This window comes from Bacteroidia bacterium (assembly GCA_020852255.1).
Lineage (GTDB): Bacteria > Bacteroidota > Bacteroidia > JADZBD01 > JADZBD01 > JADZBD01.
Genome location: JADZBD010000025.1, coordinates 67,507 through 84,409 on the forward strand (window position 1 = coordinate 67,507; position 16,903 = coordinate 84,409).

The following is a 16,903-nucleotide window of genomic DNA, read 5'->3' on the forward strand; positions in this document are numbered from 1 at the left end:
AATTAATAGTTGTATCTTTCTTACGCGTTCAAAAGCAAGACCATGGATATACTCCAAAGTATCATAGGATCGCTAACTAAAGAAGAATCAAGAAGTTACAAAATTTTTATCCATCGTACGGGGGATTCAGGAGAGCGAATGGACGGGAAACTATTCGACCTGATCAAACAGCAATTCCCGGAGTACGATGAGGAAGTGATCATGAAAAAGCTCTACAAGGGCGAAGAAAAGAACTCTTTATACCGGTTAAAGAACAGGGTACTGGAAGACCTGATGAAAACCCTTTCGCTTTTATATTTCAACGAAGAAGATACACGGTCGGTGCTGAATCAGATCTCACTGGCCATACATTTCAGGAAGCGGTCTATGTGGAAAGTGGCTTCCTATTTTTTATCACGTGCCGAAAAGAAGGCGGTACAGCTGAGTAATTTTCAGTTGCTTGATTTGATTTATTCAGAGTTTATTCTTCTTTCGCACGAGACCATGCTTGTGAATCCGGAGGAATACATCCGGAAGCGAAAAGACAATCAGGGACAAGTGGAGCAGGTACGCCAGATTGATGATATTCTGGCCGCGGTGATCTACCGTTTACAGACCTCCCAAAATCTGGGCGGCACCGATACACGGATCCTGGAGCTTTTGCAAAAAACGGTGAATGATTTTGCCAGGGACAAAAACACCCGGCACAATCCGGTACTGCGACAAAAGATTTACGAAGCCGTGAGTAAGATTCTGCTGCAGAAAAACGATTTCCGTTCATTGGAAAAATACCTCCAGCGCACCTACATAGAATTTGTAGATGACCGGTTTTTTCAGAAAAGCAACCACGACACCAAGCTGCAGATGCTGACCTATATCGCGAACTGCCGCTTTAAGCTCGGACTTTACAAAGAGTCTCTGGAAACGGCGGAAGTGCTGCACGCGGCAATGAAAGAATACGATTCCGCATTGTACGAGAAATACCTGGCGTTTTATTACAATGTGCTGGTGATCAATTATTCCCAGATACAGGTGCAGAAAGCCATTGCGGTACTCCACGAGGCGGGAGATCACCCGGTAATTAAGAAGCTGCCTATCTATGACGTCTTTATTCACCTGAACCTCGCCGTCACCCATTTCGATATACGGGAATTCAAGCCCTCGCTGCGCTATCTGCTAAAACTCACCATGGGCGAGTCGTTCAGGTCGCTCGACGCAGGCTTCAGGTACAAGGTGAGTATAGTGGAATTGATGATCCGGCTGGAAACAGGAGACACCGAATACGTTCTGCATAAAATAGGACAAATAAAAAAGGAGTTTCCAAAACAGTGGCGCGATCCGGCATTGCAAAGAGAGAAAGAAGTACTGGAGATCATTGCCGGGCTGGCGGAGACTCAAAGCCTGCGGTTTGACCAGGCCTTACGCAAAAACATCCGGTTCTTCTTAAAAAGAAATCCGGACGCCTCATCCGATATTATCCGTTACGATCACTGGTTGAGCCGTAAGATGGATCCTGCAAATTGATTAACTTTGTACCAGAAAAAAAGACCCTATGCTTGCAAAAAAAATTGAATCTGCGATAAACAAACAGATTCTTCTCGAAGGAGAGTCGTCGCACCTTTACATGTCAATGGCCTCCTGGGCCGAAACCCAGGGCATGAGCGGAGTGGCCGCCTTTCTGTATCACCATTCCGATGAGGAACGGATGCACATGCTCAAACTGATCAAGTACGTTAACGAAAGAGGCGGTTGTGCTGCTATTCCTGCACTGCGGGCTCCCTCGGGAAAGTTCAAGTCGGTAGCCAAAGTATTCGAAGATATTTTGCAGCACGAAATCCATGTCTCTTCCGAGATCAATAACCTGGTAGAGGAATGCCTGAAAGCAAGGGATTACACTACTCACAACTTTCTGCAATGGTATGTTTCCGAGCAGATAGAGGAAGAAGCGCTGGCCCGAAATGTGCTGGATAAGCTCAAGCTGATTGGCGGAGAGAAAGGCGGTCTGTATCTGTTCGACCGCGACATGGAGGCGCTCACCGGTACACTTGGGAAAGGCGAGGCAGGAGCCTGAACCAGCCACTGAACGGTATTGAGAAAGAAAACGAGGCATAGGGCGTTCATTTCGCTGGGGGTGCTCATTGTACTTCCTTCATTTTTAATCCTGCTGATCGGCAATCCGGTTCCCGGAAGTGCCAAACGGATACCTTTCGCCGGTGCCGATAGTCTGCGGCTAAAAAAAGATGTTGTTCATTTAAGCAGCCTGCCTTCACCCCGTTCATTCGGCCATGAAACAGGGCTGGATTCTGCCGCCGCTTATATTGAGCAGGAATTACGGGTTGCCGGTTACACTCCGCGAGCCCAGGTTTACGACGTGAGTGGTAAAAAATATAAAAACATCATCGCGTATTACGGAGATCCCTCTCACTCCCGCAAAGTAGTTGGCGCGCATTATGACGTTTGTGAAGATCAGCCCGGAGCAGATGATAACGCCAGTGGTAGCGCAGGATTACTTGAACTGGCCCGCATGCTAAGGAAAGAGGGACCGGTTCTCTCCTATTGTGTTGAACTTGTCTTTTACACTCTGGAAGAACCGCCGCATTTCCGTACTGAAAAAATGGGAAGTTACATACATGCAAAATCGCTGAGCGATTCGAATATCCGTGTCAAGGGCATGATCTGCCTGGAAATGATAGGGTACTTCAGTAAACAGAAGGGGTCGCAGGATTATCCGGCGGGAATACTAAAGCTCTTCTATCCCACCACCGGTAATTACATCGCCATTGTGGGAAAGCCGGGGCAGGGCCGCTTTTTACGAAAGATTAAAAAACAACTCCGTGGCGGCTGTGATCTTACGGTGAAAAGCATTTCCGCACCGTCGTTCATACCGGGCATTGATTTCTCCGATCATCTGAATTACTGGCGATTCGGTTACAACGCAGTAATGATTACCGATACGGCATTCTACCGTAACAAAAATTACCATGAGAAAACCGACACCTGGCAAACATTAAACTACGGTAAAATGTCGGAGGTTGTTAACGGAATATACCAGGCCGTGGTAGCGGCTTAATCCGTCTCCTTCATGTTATGATACACCACCTGCACGTCATCGTCTTCTTCAATCATTTCAATCAGGTGCATAACTTCCCTCGATTGTGAATCAGTCAGTTCCGTTGTGTTGGTCGGGAAACGCTGTTTGTCGGAGCTGATCACTTCCAGTTTTTTATCCTCCAGCGCTTTTTGCATGGCTCCGAAATCCGTGAATCCGCTGTAGATATAGATTCCATCTTCCGCCTCCGCAATTTCCTGCAATCCGCCATCAATCAATTCCAGTTCCAGTTCTTCCAGATTTACATTGGCCGGCCTGGCAATCTTGAAAACGCCCATGCGTTCAAATAGAAAATCCAGCGAGCCCGTTTTCCCCAGCGAGCCTCCTCCCCTGTTGAAATGCATGCGGATGTTGGCGACTGTGCGGGTGGGATTGTCGGTGGCAGTTTCAATAACTATCGCAATACCATGAGGACCGTATCCTTCATAGGTTACTTCTTCAAAGTTAGAAGCGTCTTTGCTCTTCGCTCGTGCAATGGCTGAATCGATGTTCGACTTCGGCATGTTCAACGCTTTGGCGTTCTGAATCACCGCCCTGAGCCGCGGGTTGTGTTCCGGATCAGGCGTGCCCTGTTTGCAGGCAATGGCAATTTCCTTCCCGATACGCGTAAAGGCCTTGGCCATTTTCGCGTAGCGCGCGAACATCTTGTGCTTCCTCTTTTCGAAAATGCGTCCCATATGTTTTGTTTTAGTTACCCTTCAACCATGCTTCTGCCGGCACTAAGCCTGCTGAACCTTCCGGGGATTAAAATTCTTCCCAAACCGTAAATTTACGTAATTTCGGTTGATGCGGATACCGCTTTTCATAGTGACAACGACGCTGTTTTTCGCCTGTTCTGCGCCGGAAGTTTCTACTCCCCCTACAGAAGATTCGGTTGTAAAAACAGACCGCCTTCCGATCCCTGAAAAAAAACCCGTTTATTCCCCGGACCTGAAAAGAGCCGTTCTTTTTGCACTTCAAAAGGGATATACGCTGCTCGATACGGACACATTCACCCTCATTCCCGAACAGGAGCATTTCAGCCTTGTACGCCCTGCGGATTATTTCGATTCTCAACAACAACTGTTCCTCCGGCAAAGCAGTTCGGCCCGCGTGCGGCTGAAAAAAAACGCCATGATTATACTTGAAGAACGAACCTTTTTGTCGTACGGCGACCTTGGTGCCGTTCAGGGAGCAATGTCGCGCAAACTGGAAGATCCGCGGCAGGAACGGTTTCTCCGGCGTCCGTTTACTTTCTGGCAGTATAAAACCGCCCTGTGTCATATCTTCACAGAAAGTGAAAATAACAGATCTGATATGGATGAACTCTATACCGAATGGATAAGACTTCAAACGCCGGCAGAATGAAAAAGCAATCTGCCAGGGAGAAGCACCAACCTTCCGGTGCTTCATCCGCCCGGATGTCGCTCCTGAAATGGTTGCTGCCTGTTATGGCCGTTACTTTCCTTTGTTATACTTCATTGCTTTCCGATAAAAAGGAATTCACTAACTGGGACGATCCGGGCTATGTGCTGGAGCAGCCCCTGGTAAAAGAATACAACGCGGATAAGCGGCGCATACTTTGGGATCCGTCCACCGATGTAATGCTGAATTACCACCCCATTACGATGATGACCCTCGCCTGGAATTACAAACAGGGGTTTGACAAAAAAACCAACACGCTGGATGTAACACCTTTTGCGATTACCAACCTGATGATACACCTGGCAAACACCTTGCTTGTTTTCCTGTTTATCTGGTCGCTCACAGGAGGAAAATGGTGGGCTTCCGGGCTAACGGCGCTTCTTTTCGGAATCCATCCCATGCATGTAGAAAGTGTAGCATGGATTTCTGAAAGAAAAGATGTGTTGTACTGTTTCTTCTTTTTACTCTCCTGTTTGGCATACCTGCGTTTTACAGAAGGCTCAAAATGGCTGTGGCTTGGCATCAGCTTTTTATTGTTCGCACTTTCCTGTCTCAGCAAAGCCATGGCGGTACCGCTCCCATTGGTTCTTATCCTCATTGATGTTTTCCGGCAACGTCAGTTTAATTTCCGTGTGATCGCCGAGAAAATTCCTTTTCTCCTGCTGGCGCTTTGGTTTGGCTACAATGCGGTGCAGATTCAGGACCGGGGGGCGCTTGCCGAATTTGAAGTGTTCACCCTCGGTCAGCGCATCATGTTCGCCTCCTACGGGTTTATCATGTATGTGGTCAAACTTTTTGCGCCTTTCGGGCTGAGTGCATTTTATCCGTATCCGGCTCTTGATGAACACGGAACCATTCCCGCCCTGTACTATCTCGCGCCGTTGCTCGCAAGCGCTCTTCTCACGATTCCCCTCATCTACCTGCGAAAGAAAAACCCCGAATGGTTTCGCGTTGTTCTGCTTGGCTCTGGCTTTTATTCCCTGATGGTAGCCCTCGTCCTGCAGTTCATCAGTGTGGGGCAGGCCATAATGGCCGACCGCTATACTTATGTGCCGTACATAGGGCTTTTCTTTATTGCCGGCATGGGTTTTGAAAAGATTCTTGTTTCCCGGCGTCGTAATCTTGCGCTGGGTGCTGTTGCCGGATTTGCGCTGCTTTGCGGATGGCTAACGCACAGCAGAGTCCAGATATGGCACAACAGTGGGGTGTTATGGACAGATGTTATTGACCAATATCCTTTCCTGATTGAACAAGACGGGAATGTGGTGAAAGTAAAAAAGCGAGGATTTGAAACTGCCTATAAAAACCGCGGAAACTGGTATGCCGACCGTCAATTATACGACAGCGCTTTTGCCGATTACGATGTGCTGGCCCGTGCGGCAACCAAAGATGCCGGGGTGTGGAGTAATCTCGGTAATGTATATGCGCTAAAGGGAGATATTTCCAAGGCGCTGGATGCTTATTCAAAAGCCATTCAGTATAATCCCGGTAATCTTCAGACCTACCTCAACCGCGGCCTTACGTATTCCAACCTGGGAAGAAACGCGGAGGCTCTTGCCGACATGGAAAGCGCACTCAAGCTGTCTCCCGGTTCTGAACAGGCCTTCACACTGAAAGCGCGCAGTTTGTTGAATCTTGGTAAATATCCCGAAACCATCCGGCTTTGCGAACAACTGCTGTTGACGTTCCCTCAAAATGCGGAACTCTACTTCTTTAAAGGTACTGCCCTGCTGAATGTATCAAAGCCTGCTGAAGGAATTACAGAAATCAACAAAGCCATTCAGTTAAATCCGGATAACGGAAGTTACCATTACAATCTGGCTTTTGGATATGTGGCAACCGGAAACAAAGAAGCCGCAAGAAATGCCGTTGCCCGTGCTGAAAAACTCGGTATTAAACCCGATCCGGGATTTTTAGAAAAACTGAAATAGTAGGTAGTTGGCGGTGAGTGATAATTGTTGGCCGGCAATGGCTAACTAATTCTTCTTCTTATAATTCTCTTCGAAGAAGGTGATGTATTCCAGTTTCTTCCGGCTCTTGAAAAGCCGCGCCCAATTGTCTGCCGAGATGACTGTTATTTTATAATCTTTTGGCTGAAGATCCTTGAATACTTTGAGGTCCCCGACGAGCATGGAATAATAATCCATTGCTTTTGACGCACTCTGAAAGCTCTTTACCAGTATGATCTGCGTTTCAAGATCCAGCAGGTTCGGGCTAACCCCCAGCGAGGCAAGTGAAAAGTATTCCGTATTGAAATTGGAAAGCTTTCCAGCCAGATCAGGTGCCTTTACCTTTTTATTCATGATAAAGATGGCGCAAAAATGCTCTGCTGATGCATGGTAAATAAAATCCGGCTCAGCAGGCCGTGCGGTGTCTTTAGGTGCCACATTGGTTATACCCACACGTTCAATCGCGTCGAGCAGGTTCTGCGCTTTCTGCCGCACGGGATCCTTTGGATATTTTGCAATCACCCTCTGAAGTGCGTTTTTATAATCCTGTACACTTCCGGTTCTTCCCACCGAATAGGCATTCAACAATGCGAACTTCGGCATAAATTCGCTTTTGGGATACAGCGAATCGGCCAGGTAGGCGTTACGGATTACTTCCGCGTGCCGTCCGTTCACATAGTGATCATAGGTATCATTATAAAATTTCTCTACCTCCGACTTCTTCCCGGCATTTTCACTGGCATAATTAGGATTGGAAACCAGTTTACAGATTTCTGACTCCGCATATTTGGTACATATTTGTGACTTATACTTCTGCTGGGCACCGGTATTCTTCACGGTAAGTGCAATGCGGTAGAGCGAGTACCAGGAGGAAAGCTCATACTTGTTTCCGGGATAACGCTTGTTCAGTTCCTCGAAGGTGGAATTTGCTTTGGGAAGATCCTGAAGCTGTTCCTTGTAAATACCGCCCAGTGCATAATAGGCCTCTATAATTCTTTCGTTGGATTTCAGCTTCTGCTCTTCGCTAAAGGGAATATTTTTCAGGTAGAAATTCCTGGTTTTGTTATCGGCCAACTTCACGTCCTTTTTCACAGTATCCTGCTTGTTATTCAGCTCCGGATTCTCTACCAGAGAAGGGTCCGTCTCCTTTATGCTTCTTCTCCAGTCGTCTTCTCTTTCTCTGTTTCCCCACTTTTTCAAAAAGTCGGAAACTCCAAAGCTGAGTTGGGCGGGATTATAAAAATACCATGCGCCGGTTGTGGTGTTACCTGTCTGGTTCTGACTATTCGGATTCCACGGGGTATTGGATATATTATTCTGATTGTTGATTTTTTCCTCTTCCTTCTTCTTCTCTTCTTCTATAAGATCCGCAATGATTTTTTCTATCATTTTGGTCAGTTTTGCGGTGTCCATAGCGGAAAGCCGCAGCAGGCTGTCCTCGGTGGAAATAATCCGGATATTCTTAATAAGTGCGGTGAGCGATGTCTTTTTATTGTTGACCAGCGGATACTGGCGGTGATCCTTTGGCAGAAAACTTGCGCAGCTGTCGTAATAAACCTGTGCGGGCACGTAATCCTGATGTGAGAAATAAATGTCGGCCAGCTTCAGGTACGACAGCCCTCTCTGCTTCGTGTTAACCATGCTGGCAGCGGCCGAAAGTTTCAGTTGCTCCATGCCCAGTGTGGTGTCACCGTCTTTCATGTTCAGCTCGGCCAGGGCATAATAAATCTGATCACGGTACTCTCTGTTTTTTTCGTCTTTCAGCATTTTAGTCAGGAGCTTCTTTACTTCCTTGCTGTCAGCGCCCGATGCTGTCATGGCCCTTTTGATACGCGCATTGAACAGCAATTCATAAGGAGGACTCATCCTGGTACATTGCTCGTAGTAGTGCGAAGCTTTTTTGGGATTTCCGGTTTGCTCATACAACTGCCCGAGAATATAGGTGAACCGGGCCCGCTGTTTTTTCTTTTTCTCGGCCGGAATGGCCCGGATCAGGTATTCGATGGCCTTGGGATAATTCTCCATTTTCACATAATACTCCGCCCGAAGAATATCGAACATTCCCTGGAACTTTTTAGGAAATCCTTTATCACTTTCCAGCAGGTCAATAATGCTTTGTGTGTTAATGACACTATTCTGCGCATTGTAGGTTTTGATGAGCCAGAGCAGGGCCTCGTAGCGCGAAGGGTTGTTCTTATATTGTCGTACCATGAACTCAAACACCTCTACGGCTGCGTAATAATCCCGCTTGTAAAAATGCCCCTGACCCAGTACAAGATAATTTTCATCGATCCAGCGGCAGTATTCCGTTCCCTTAATCAGCATGGAATGTTTGGCAATTACCAGAGATGTTTTGGTAATGGCCTTATCCCAGGAAGGAATGTTTGATTTGGCGGCCTTGTCGTCTGCATAACGGTAAAAAGGCAGGATCTTGTCATGATCATCAATGTGGGAACGGTCCAGTTTGTCTACTCCTTCCTTGATCGCCTCCCGGGCCCAGAAATAACCGTTATAATGAGCGGTCAGGTTATGGTACTGGCGGTTCACCCAACGGTTCTTTTTGGTGGAACAGGAGTTCACCAAAAAGAGAATAAAAAGGGCCGTAAATACGACCCGGGTGTATTTTATTGTCAGCCCCATAAAATCAGGCACTTACTATAACCCAAAGATGGGGAAAATATTTTATTTAGACGATATTTGCGGTTCTCTTTCCATGGAAAAGAAAAAGACCAAGAAGAAACTCCGTGAGTGGGCCAGAAGCCGCTACCGGCTGGTTGTTATGAATGACAGCACGTTCGAGGAGAAGTTCTCCCTGAGGCTCACCCCGTTGGGCTTAATTATCCTCATTGGAGCCATCAGTATACTTATGACCACTCTGGTGATCAGTCTTGTTGCCTTCACCCCGCTGAGAGCATATATCCCCGGCTATGCAGAAGATGTTACCCTGAATGAAAAACTGATCCTGTTGCAGGAAAAGACCGATTCATTGTCTCTGGCGTCCAGGGAAAAGGACATTTACCTGAATAATATTCGTTTGGTTTTGAGGGGCGAAATTCCGGCCGATACGATGATGAATCCAAAGGACACCATGATCAAATACACCGACCTTCGGGTAGTTCCGTCTGCAGAAGATTCTGCCCTGCGGAAACAGATCGAGCAGGAAGACAAGTACTCGGTGACTGTCGGCGACGACCGTTCGAAGAACAGCATCGCCGGATTTTTCTTTTTCACCCCGGTGAAAGGCACGGTTACCGCTTCATTCAGTACGCCTGAATCGCATTTCGGAGTAGACGTTGCGGCTCCGGAGAACGAGGCAATAAAAGCCACCCTGGATGGCACGGTCATTTTTGCGGGATGGAGTAATGAAACCGGACATGTAATCCATATTCAACACAGCAATAATCTGGTTTCAATCTATAAGCACAATTCCAAGCTTTTAAAAAAGGCAGGACAATATGTAAAAGCAGGAGAAGTAATTGCCATCATCGGCAACAGCGGGGAGTACACCAGCGGCACTCATCTGCATTTTGAGCTTTGGTATAATGGCAATGCCCTGGATCCACAGGATCATATGTTGTTCAAATGAGTGATTCTCCCAAACGCATAGCCATTCTCGGCTCCACCGGTTCCATCGGAACCCAGGCGCTTGAGGTGATCCGCGAACATCCGGAACACTTTTCGGCTGAAATACTGGCTGCCGGCAACAACGCCGACCTGTTAATCAAACAAGCGCTGGAATTTCAACCCAACATTGTTGTGATTGCCGGAGATGCAGCCTATAAAAAAGTGAAGGCTGCCCTCTCCTCTCACCCCATTAAAGTATACTCCGGAGAAAAGAGCATTGAAGAGGTAGTGGCTTTTGATTCGGTAGACATGGTACTGGCAGCCATCGTTGGATATGCCGGATTGTCCTCTACGCTCGCTGCTATAAAAGCCGGAAAGTCTGTTGCCCTCGCCAATAAAGAAACGCTGGTGGTGGCCGGCGGAATCATTACGGCTGAAGCAAAAGTTTCCGGCGCCGGAATCATTCCCGTTGATTCTGAGCACAGCGCCATTTTTCAATGCCTGGCCGGAGAATGGAAAAATCCACTGGAGAAAATTATTCTTACCGCTTCCGGAGGTCCTTTCCGCGGAAAGAAAAAATCAGACCTTGAGAAAGTAACCGTGGCCGATGCCCTGAAGCATCCAAACTGGAATATGGGCAGCAAAATCACTATTGATTCTGCCTCCCTCATGAATAAAGGACTGGAAGTGATCGAGGCAAAATGGCTTTTCGGATTACGGCCGGAACAAATCGAGGTGCTGGTGCATCCGCAATCCATCATCCACAGCATGGTGCAGTTTCACGATGGAAGCATGAAGGCGCAAATGGGACTCCCGGACATGAAACTTCCCATACTGTACGCCTTCTCCTTTCCGCTACGCCTGCCATCGGCAACCCCGCGGTTAAATCTTAATCAGTTCCCCTCCCTCTCATTTGAGAATCCCGACAGCCTGACTTTCCCCTGCCTTGACCTCGCTTATGAAGCCATGCGCAAAGGCGGCAATGCCCCCTGTGTGCTCAATGCAGCAAATGAAATGGCCGTGCAGGCTTTCCTGTCGGAAAGAATTGGCTTTAACCGGATCCCGGAAATCATTTCGGAAACGTTGTACGCTGTTTCCTATGTTCCGGAGCCTTCCTATGAAGATCTTATCCTGTCTGACAAGGAGGCCCGTAAACAAGCTTCCGCACACATTTAGTCTTTTTTGTATCTTGGGGTTCCATGCGGCTGATCCCCCTGTTCCTTTTTCTCGCCCTTAATTCTCATGCTTTAAATGTCATTGATTCCATCACAGGTGTGCGGATAGACAGCCTGAACCTCGCGCTTCAAAACGCCGGGTCGGACCGTGAACGGATGGATCTTCATAAAATGTTGCAGTACACCTGGTACAATTACAGCTACGACAGCGGTATGGTACACTGCAAGAAAGGACTGGATCTTGCGGTGAAGCTCGGAAGCATAAAAACACAGGCATTTTTCCTGAGACGAATTGGTGTGTTTTATAACCAGAAATACGACTACTCTTCAGCCCTGGAATACTATTTTAAAGCCCTGGACGCCTCAGAAAAAGCGGGAGTAAAAGAAGACCTCGGCTGGTGCCATAATAACATCGCCAACGTATATTCCAGTAAATATGAGATTTCGCACGTGGAAAGCGATCTGGACAAATCATTGGAACACATGACCGCCGCGGTAAATATCCTCAAAGAAATGGAGTCGCGCGGGCCTTACGGAGCTGCGCTATCTAATCTGGGTAATAAACTGATGCAAAAAAAGGAATACGACCTGGCCATTCAGAAATTTAAAATAGCAGTAGAAATTTTTGAAACGATCAATGATGGCAACGGGAAGATGATGAATTATGAAAATCTCGGGAACGCGTATCTCTCAAAAGGAGAAATTAAAAACGACTTTATTCTTTACTCCGAGGCCATGACCTGGTACGAAAAGGTGATCCGTGCCTCCGGCCCTAATGCTTCCGACGGCCGGTACGCGCGGGTTCTTGCACAGGTGTCGAGAATCTATATCCTGATGGGTTTTCATGAAAAGGCAAAGCAATATCTTGACAAGTCGCTTGAAATTTCCATGTCGCTGGACGACAAACATCTCCTGCGCGACGTCTACAGCAATTTTGTTCACTATTACGAACACAAAGGCGACTTTAAACAGGCCTTCTTGTTTCAGAACAAATTATTGTCCATTAAGGATTCGCTGATTTCAAGCGAAAGCATGCGCAGCATGAACCAGGCACAAGCTTTCTTTGATTCCGAAAAACTGAAGAAGCAGAATGAGATCCTCGAGAAGGATAAAAACATTTCCAACCTGGAGCTCAAGAGAAAAAACCTGATCCTGTTCTCTACCATAGGAGGAATGATCCTCCTGGGGTTGATCGCCCTGCTTTTCATTAACCGGAGTCTCATTCGGAAAAGGGCCAACAAGCAGCTCAGCGAAGCCTTTAACACCATCACCATTCAAAATAAAAACATCACGGATTCAATCACATATGCCAAGCGCATACAGGATGCTTTTGTTACGAATGAAGAAAAATTACGGAGCATCGTTGCGGATTCCGCCGTACTCTATTTACCCTTGCACATTGTGAGTGGCGATTTTTGCTGGTCGGCCGAGGTAGACGGAAAAAAAGTGGTGGTGGTTGCGGATTGTACCGGACATGGTGTGCCCGGGGCATTCATGAGCATGATCGGTAACACCGTATTAAAAGATACCGTGATCGGGAAAAAAATTCTCTCTCCGGCTCTGATTCTGCAATCGCTTCATGAAAGCGTGGTTTCTGCGTTGAATCAGAAAGGAGATGATCTTTCCTCCCAAGCCGATGGTATGGATGTGTCGGTATGCGTTGTTGATCCTAACAAGCAGGCGCTTCTGTTTGCCGGTGCAAACAATGGTCTGGTCTATGTTAACGGCGAAGGCGTTGAAAAGATAGACGGAGACGTATACTCGGTGGGAGGGATCTTTTCTTCCCGTACGGTAAGCTATACGGAGCACTCTATTCCTTCAGGAGGGAAAACATTTTACCTTTTTACGGATGGCCTTGTAGATCAATTCGGAGGAAGGGAAGACAAAAAATTCTCATATGCCCGTCTGACACGAATCATCGGCGAACAACGCGGCAGCTCCCCTGAATTTCAGCGCGACCGCATTAGGGAGGAATTTGAACAATGGATGGGTCAGGGAAGGCAAACGGACGATGTGTTATTGGTGGTTCTGAGGCCATAGTTTTTCCGCTTTGAATCCTTATCTTTGCCCTCCTTCATGAGCCAGGCTTTACAACTTATTCTCATCCTTTCCCTGCTGATCGTGCTTCACGAGCTTGGACACTTTATTCCTGCCCGGCTCTTTAAAACCAGAATTGAAAAATTTTACCTCTTTTTTGATCCCTGGTTTTCCCTGTTTAAAATAAAACGCGGCGATACGGAATACGGGATCGGATGGCTGCCTCTGGGAGGATATGTCAAGATCTCCGGTATGATTGATGAGAGCATGGACAAAGAGCAGATGAAAAAACCTCCCGAGCCCTGGGAATTCCGCTCCAAACCGGCCTGGCAACGACTCATCATAATGGTGGGTGGTGTAGTCGTGAACCTCATTCTGGGTGTTGTGATCTATTCCATGGTGCTGTTCACCTGGGGAAAGGAAGTGCTTCCGCTTGAAAACGTGAAGTACGGTATTGCCGTGGACTCCTTAGCCATGGAAATCGGCCTGAAAGACGGCGACAGGATTTTATCCGTTGACGGAGTAAAACCGGAAGGTCTTCACCGGGTTCCGGTGGCCATTATTCTCGATAAAGCGTCCAGTATTGAAATTGAAAGAGACGGACAAAAACTCAGCCTTCCCATCACGGAAGAACACCTGAGCAAAATGATCCGCAACAACAAAGTTTCTCCTTTTATCGAACCCCGCTTCCCTTCAGAAATTGATTCCCTTCTGCCTGGGCGTAACGCTGAAAAAGCCGGATTGAAGGTGGGCGACCGCGTGATAGCACTCAATGATACCGCCACTCCGTTTCAGCAGGATGTTTCCCGGTTTATCCGTTCTCACCTTGGCAAAAAGGTACTGTTTGCAGTTGTCAGGGGCGCAGACACGCTGCGGCTTCCTGTTCAGGTAAGCGCATCGGCCGACAGCCTTACGGGATTTCGTCCCAACATTGACAAGTACCTGCATTTTGTAAAAACAGAATTCGGCTTTTTTGAGTCTTTTGGAGCGGGCGTTTCGGAGGGCATGGATAAAATCCGTCTGCAGATTAAGCAGATTGGAGTATTGTTCACTGTTGATAAAGCCTACCAGAGTCTGGGCGGATTTTATTCCTTCGGGAAAGCGCTTGATCCCGGCTGGGACTGGAAGGTGTTTTGGTCCTTCGCCGCCTTCCTCAGCATTGTGCTTGCGTTCATGAATATTCTTCCCATACCGGCACTGGACGGAGGGCATGTTATGTTCCTGCTTTATGAGCTCATCACCCGGAGAAAGCCTAACGAAAAAGTAATGGAATATTCCCAATACGCCGGAATGATTCTTCTGCTGCTGCTGATGGTATACGCCAACTCTGATTTCCTAAGACATTAATTCCATGATTGCTTCTACATCCATAATCAGTCCCGTTTTACAACAACTCGGATTGAAAGAAAATAACTACGGAGCTTCCACAGGGCTCAACCACTTTCAAACCAGGGGCGCCAAGATCGAAAGTTACTCTCCTGTTGACGGATCTTTAATCGGAACTGCCAATGCGGCCACGCCGGAAGACTATGAAAAGGTGATGCAAAAGGCGCAGGAGGCTTTCCTGGTATGGAGACACCTGCCTGCACCAAAACGCGGAGAGATCGTTCGCCAGATGGGAGAACAATTCCGTAAATACAAGAATGAATTGGGCGCACTGGTTTCCTACGAAATGGGGAAAAGCCTGCAGGAAGGAAAAGGGGAAGTGCAGGAAATGATAGATATCTGCGATTTTGCCGTGGGTTTGTCAAGACAACTCTATGGTTTAACCATGCACTCCGAACGTCCCAATCACCGCATGTACGAACAGTGGCATCCGCTGGGTGTGGTGGGAATTATTTCCGCGTTTAATTTTCCGGTTGCCGTATGGAGCTGGAACGCGGCCATTGCCTGGGTCTGCGGCGATGTATGCATCTGGAAACCCTCCTCCAAAACTCCTTTGTGCGCCATTGCCTGCCAAAATATCATCGCGGATGTGTTGAAGAACAATAATGTTCCTGAGGGCGTAAGCTGCCTCGTGTTGGGCAATGCCATGGGAGATCTCATGAACAATGACAAACGCGTTCCGCTGGTTTCCTTTACCGGATCAACCCGCATTGGTCGTCGTGTTTCGTCGCTCGTTGCGGAACGTTTTGGAAAAACCATTCTTGAGCTGGGAGGAAATAATGCCATCATTATCACGGAAACCGCTGACCTTAAAATGGTGGTTCCCGGTGCAGTGTTCGGCGCAGTAGGAACGGCCGGTCAACGATGCACTTCCACGCGAAGACTGATCATTCATGAAAGCATCTACGATAAGGTAATTGACGTGTTGAAGAAAGCATACGCTCAGATTCGCATCGGAGATCCGCTCAACGAAGAGAATCACATGGGCCCGCTCATTGACAAAAACGCCGTCAAGGATTACCTGAACGCCATTGAACATGCAATGAAAGAAGGAGGAAAAATAATCGTGGAAGGAGGCGTTGAAAAAAGTATGGAAACAGGAACGTATGTAAAACCATGCATCATTGAAGCGAAGAACACGTTTAAGATTGTTCAGGAAGAAACCTTCGCTCCTATTTTGTATGTTATGAAATACCAAACGCTGGATGAGGCGGTAGCTATGCAAAATGGCGTCCCTCAGGGATTGTCGTCCTCTATTTTCACCAACAACATGCGCGACATGGAAAGATTTCTTGGTCATGGTGGCAGTGATTGTGGTATTGCCAATGTGAACATCGGAACGTCCGGCGCGGAAATCGGCGGTGCGTTTGGCGGAGAAAAAGAAACGGGCGGCGGCCGCGAATCCGGCAGCGATGCCTGGAAAGCATATATGCGCCGGCAGACCAACACCATCAACTACGGAGCTCAGCTGCCCCTCGCTCAGGGCATACGGTTCGAAATATAACCACCCACCAACGCATGACCTACACCAACCTCCTCACCACTACCGAAAACGGGATCTTCACGCTTGTGATCAATCGTCCCGACAAACTTAACGCTCTGAACAGGCAAACCGTGCAGGAGATCGGTGCGGCAATCAACAGGGCAATGGCCGACAAAAATGTTTATGGCATCATCCTCACCGGTTCCGGAACCAAAGCATTTGTGGCCGGAGCGGACATCTCCGAATTTGTGGGGCTGAGTCCGGAACAAGGCATGGCGATGGCACAAGCCGGTCAGGATGTATTCAAAAGCATTGAGAATTGTCCAAAACCGGTTATCGCGGCGGTGAACGGGTTTGCGCTCGGAGGAGGCTGTGAGCTGGCCATGGCTTGCCACGTTCGTATTGCAGCCGAAAATGCTGTCTTCGGCCAGCCGGAAGTGAAATTGGGATTGATACCGGGCTACGGCGGCACCCAGCGGCTCACGCAACTTGTCGGTAAAGGAAAATCAATGGAATACACCCTCTCCGCAGAAAATATCAAAGCCCCGGAAGCATTAGCCATGGGACTGGTGAATTATGTTGTTCCACAGGATCAGCTCCTCGCCAGGGCTATGGAGCTCATGCTCTCATTCAGGCGCTGGTCGCCCCATGCCCAGGCCGGTGTGATTGCCTCGGTAAATGCCTGTTTAACGAACGGCACAAACGGATTTAATACCGAAGTCATTGAGTTCGGAAAGTGTTTCGGTACCGACGATTTCAAGGAAGGGGTCAATGCTTTCCTGGAAAAAAGGAAGCCGAAGTTCTCCTGAAAGGGTTC

13 protein-coding genes are annotated in these 16,903 nt (G+C 47.8%); 11 read left to right on the forward strand and 2 right to left on the reverse strand.

Annotated elements, in window-relative coordinates; translation table 11 throughout:
- The first annotated feature begins 42 nt into the window (after nt 1-42).
- The 3 genes from IT233_13710 to IT233_13720 all read left to right on the forward strand — a co-directional run bounded on the left by IT233_13710 (nt 43) and on the right by IT233_13720 (nt 3,049).
- Nucleotides 43-1,503, forward strand: a complete 1,461-nt coding sequence (locus tag IT233_13710; protein MCC7303691.1) for a hypothetical protein — start codon at nt 43-45, stop codon at nt 1,501-1,503.
- Nucleotides 1,504-1,531: 28 nt separating this feature from the next.
- Entirely contained in the window at nt 1,532-2,050 is a 519-nt protein-coding gene (locus tag IT233_13715) for a ferritin (GenBank protein MCC7303692.1), read from the forward strand.
- Between the two features lie 87 nt (nt 2,051-2,137).
- Nucleotides 2,138-3,049, forward strand: coding sequence for a M28 family peptidase (locus IT233_13720; GenBank protein ID MCC7303693.1), 912 nt, complete (start codon nt 2,138-2,140; stop codon nt 3,047-3,049).
- On the opposite strand, the gene IT233_13725 is transcribed toward IT233_13720, so the two are convergent.
- The gene (locus IT233_13725) at nt 3,046-3,765 is read right to left on the reverse strand and encodes a YebC/PmpR family DNA-binding transcriptional regulator (protein MCC7303694.1); all 720 of its coding nucleotides are present in this window, start codon (nt 3,763-3,765) and stop codon (nt 3,046-3,048) included. The two genes, IT233_13720 and IT233_13725, sit on opposite strands and share 4 nt — an antisense overlap.
- A 109-nt stretch (nt 3,766-3,874) precedes the next feature.
- On the opposite strand from IT233_13725, the gene IT233_13730 reads away from it, so the two are divergent.
- Together IT233_13730 and IT233_13735 are read left to right on the forward strand one after the other, a co-directional pair.
- Entirely contained in the window at nt 3,875-4,435 is a 561-nt protein-coding gene (locus tag IT233_13730; GenBank protein MCC7303695.1) for a hypothetical protein, read from the forward strand.
- On the forward strand, nt 4,405-6,423 hold the full coding sequence (locus tag IT233_13735) for a tetratricopeptide repeat protein (GenBank protein ID MCC7303696.1): 2,019 nt from the start codon (nt 4,405-4,407) through the stop codon (nt 6,421-6,423). Before IT233_13730 ends, IT233_13735 begins: the two co-directional genes overlap by 31 nt.
- A gap of 45 nt (nt 6,424-6,468) precedes the next feature.
- Here the strand turns inward: IT233_13735 and IT233_13740 are convergent, their stop codons facing one another.
- A complete protein-coding gene (locus IT233_13740) occupies nt 6,469-9,081 on the reverse strand; it encodes a tetratricopeptide repeat protein (GenBank protein ID MCC7303697.1) in 2,613 nt (870 codons plus the stop codon).
- Between the two features lie 28 nt (nt 9,082-9,109).
- On the opposite strand from IT233_13740, the gene IT233_13745 reads away from it, so the two are divergent.
- From IT233_13745 to IT233_13770, 6 genes are read left to right on the forward strand one after another with little or no spacing between them, the layout of a single operon-like run.
- Complete coding sequence (locus IT233_13745) at nt 9,110-10,027, forward strand: M23 family metallopeptidase (GenBank protein MCC7303698.1); 918 nt, start codon at nt 9,110-9,112, stop codon at nt 10,025-10,027.
- The gene (locus tag IT233_13750) at nt 10,024-11,181 is read left to right on the forward strand and encodes a 1-deoxy-D-xylulose-5-phosphate reductoisomerase (GenBank protein MCC7303699.1); all 1,158 of its coding nucleotides are present in this window, start codon (nt 10,024-10,026) and stop codon (nt 11,179-11,181) included. Before IT233_13745 ends, IT233_13750 begins: the two co-directional genes overlap by 4 nt.
- Nucleotides 11,182-11,204: 23 nt before the next feature.
- Nucleotides 11,205-13,220 carry a SpoIIE family protein phosphatase gene (locus IT233_13755; protein MCC7303700.1) on the forward strand — a complete coding sequence of 672 codons (2,016 nt, stop codon included), beginning with the start codon at nt 11,205-11,207 and terminating at the stop codon, nt 13,218-13,220.
- A 36-nt stretch (nt 13,221-13,256) separates the two neighbouring features.
- Nucleotides 13,257-14,564, forward strand: a complete 1,308-nt coding sequence (gene rseP, locus IT233_13760) for an RIP metalloprotease RseP (GenBank protein ID MCC7303701.1) — start codon at nt 13,257-13,259, stop codon at nt 14,562-14,564.
- A 4-nt stretch (nt 14,565-14,568) separates the two neighbouring features.
- Complete coding sequence (locus IT233_13765; protein MCC7303702.1) at nt 14,569-16,107, forward strand: aldehyde dehydrogenase family protein; 1,539 nt, start codon at nt 14,569-14,571, stop codon at nt 16,105-16,107.
- A gap of 14 nt (nt 16,108-16,121) precedes the next feature.
- Nucleotides 16,122-16,895 (forward strand): enoyl-CoA hydratase/isomerase family protein, encoded by a 774-nt coding sequence (locus IT233_13770; protein MCC7303703.1) that lies wholly within the window; start codon nt 16,122-16,124, stop codon nt 16,893-16,895.
- Nucleotides 16,896-16,903 lie beyond the last annotated feature (8 nt).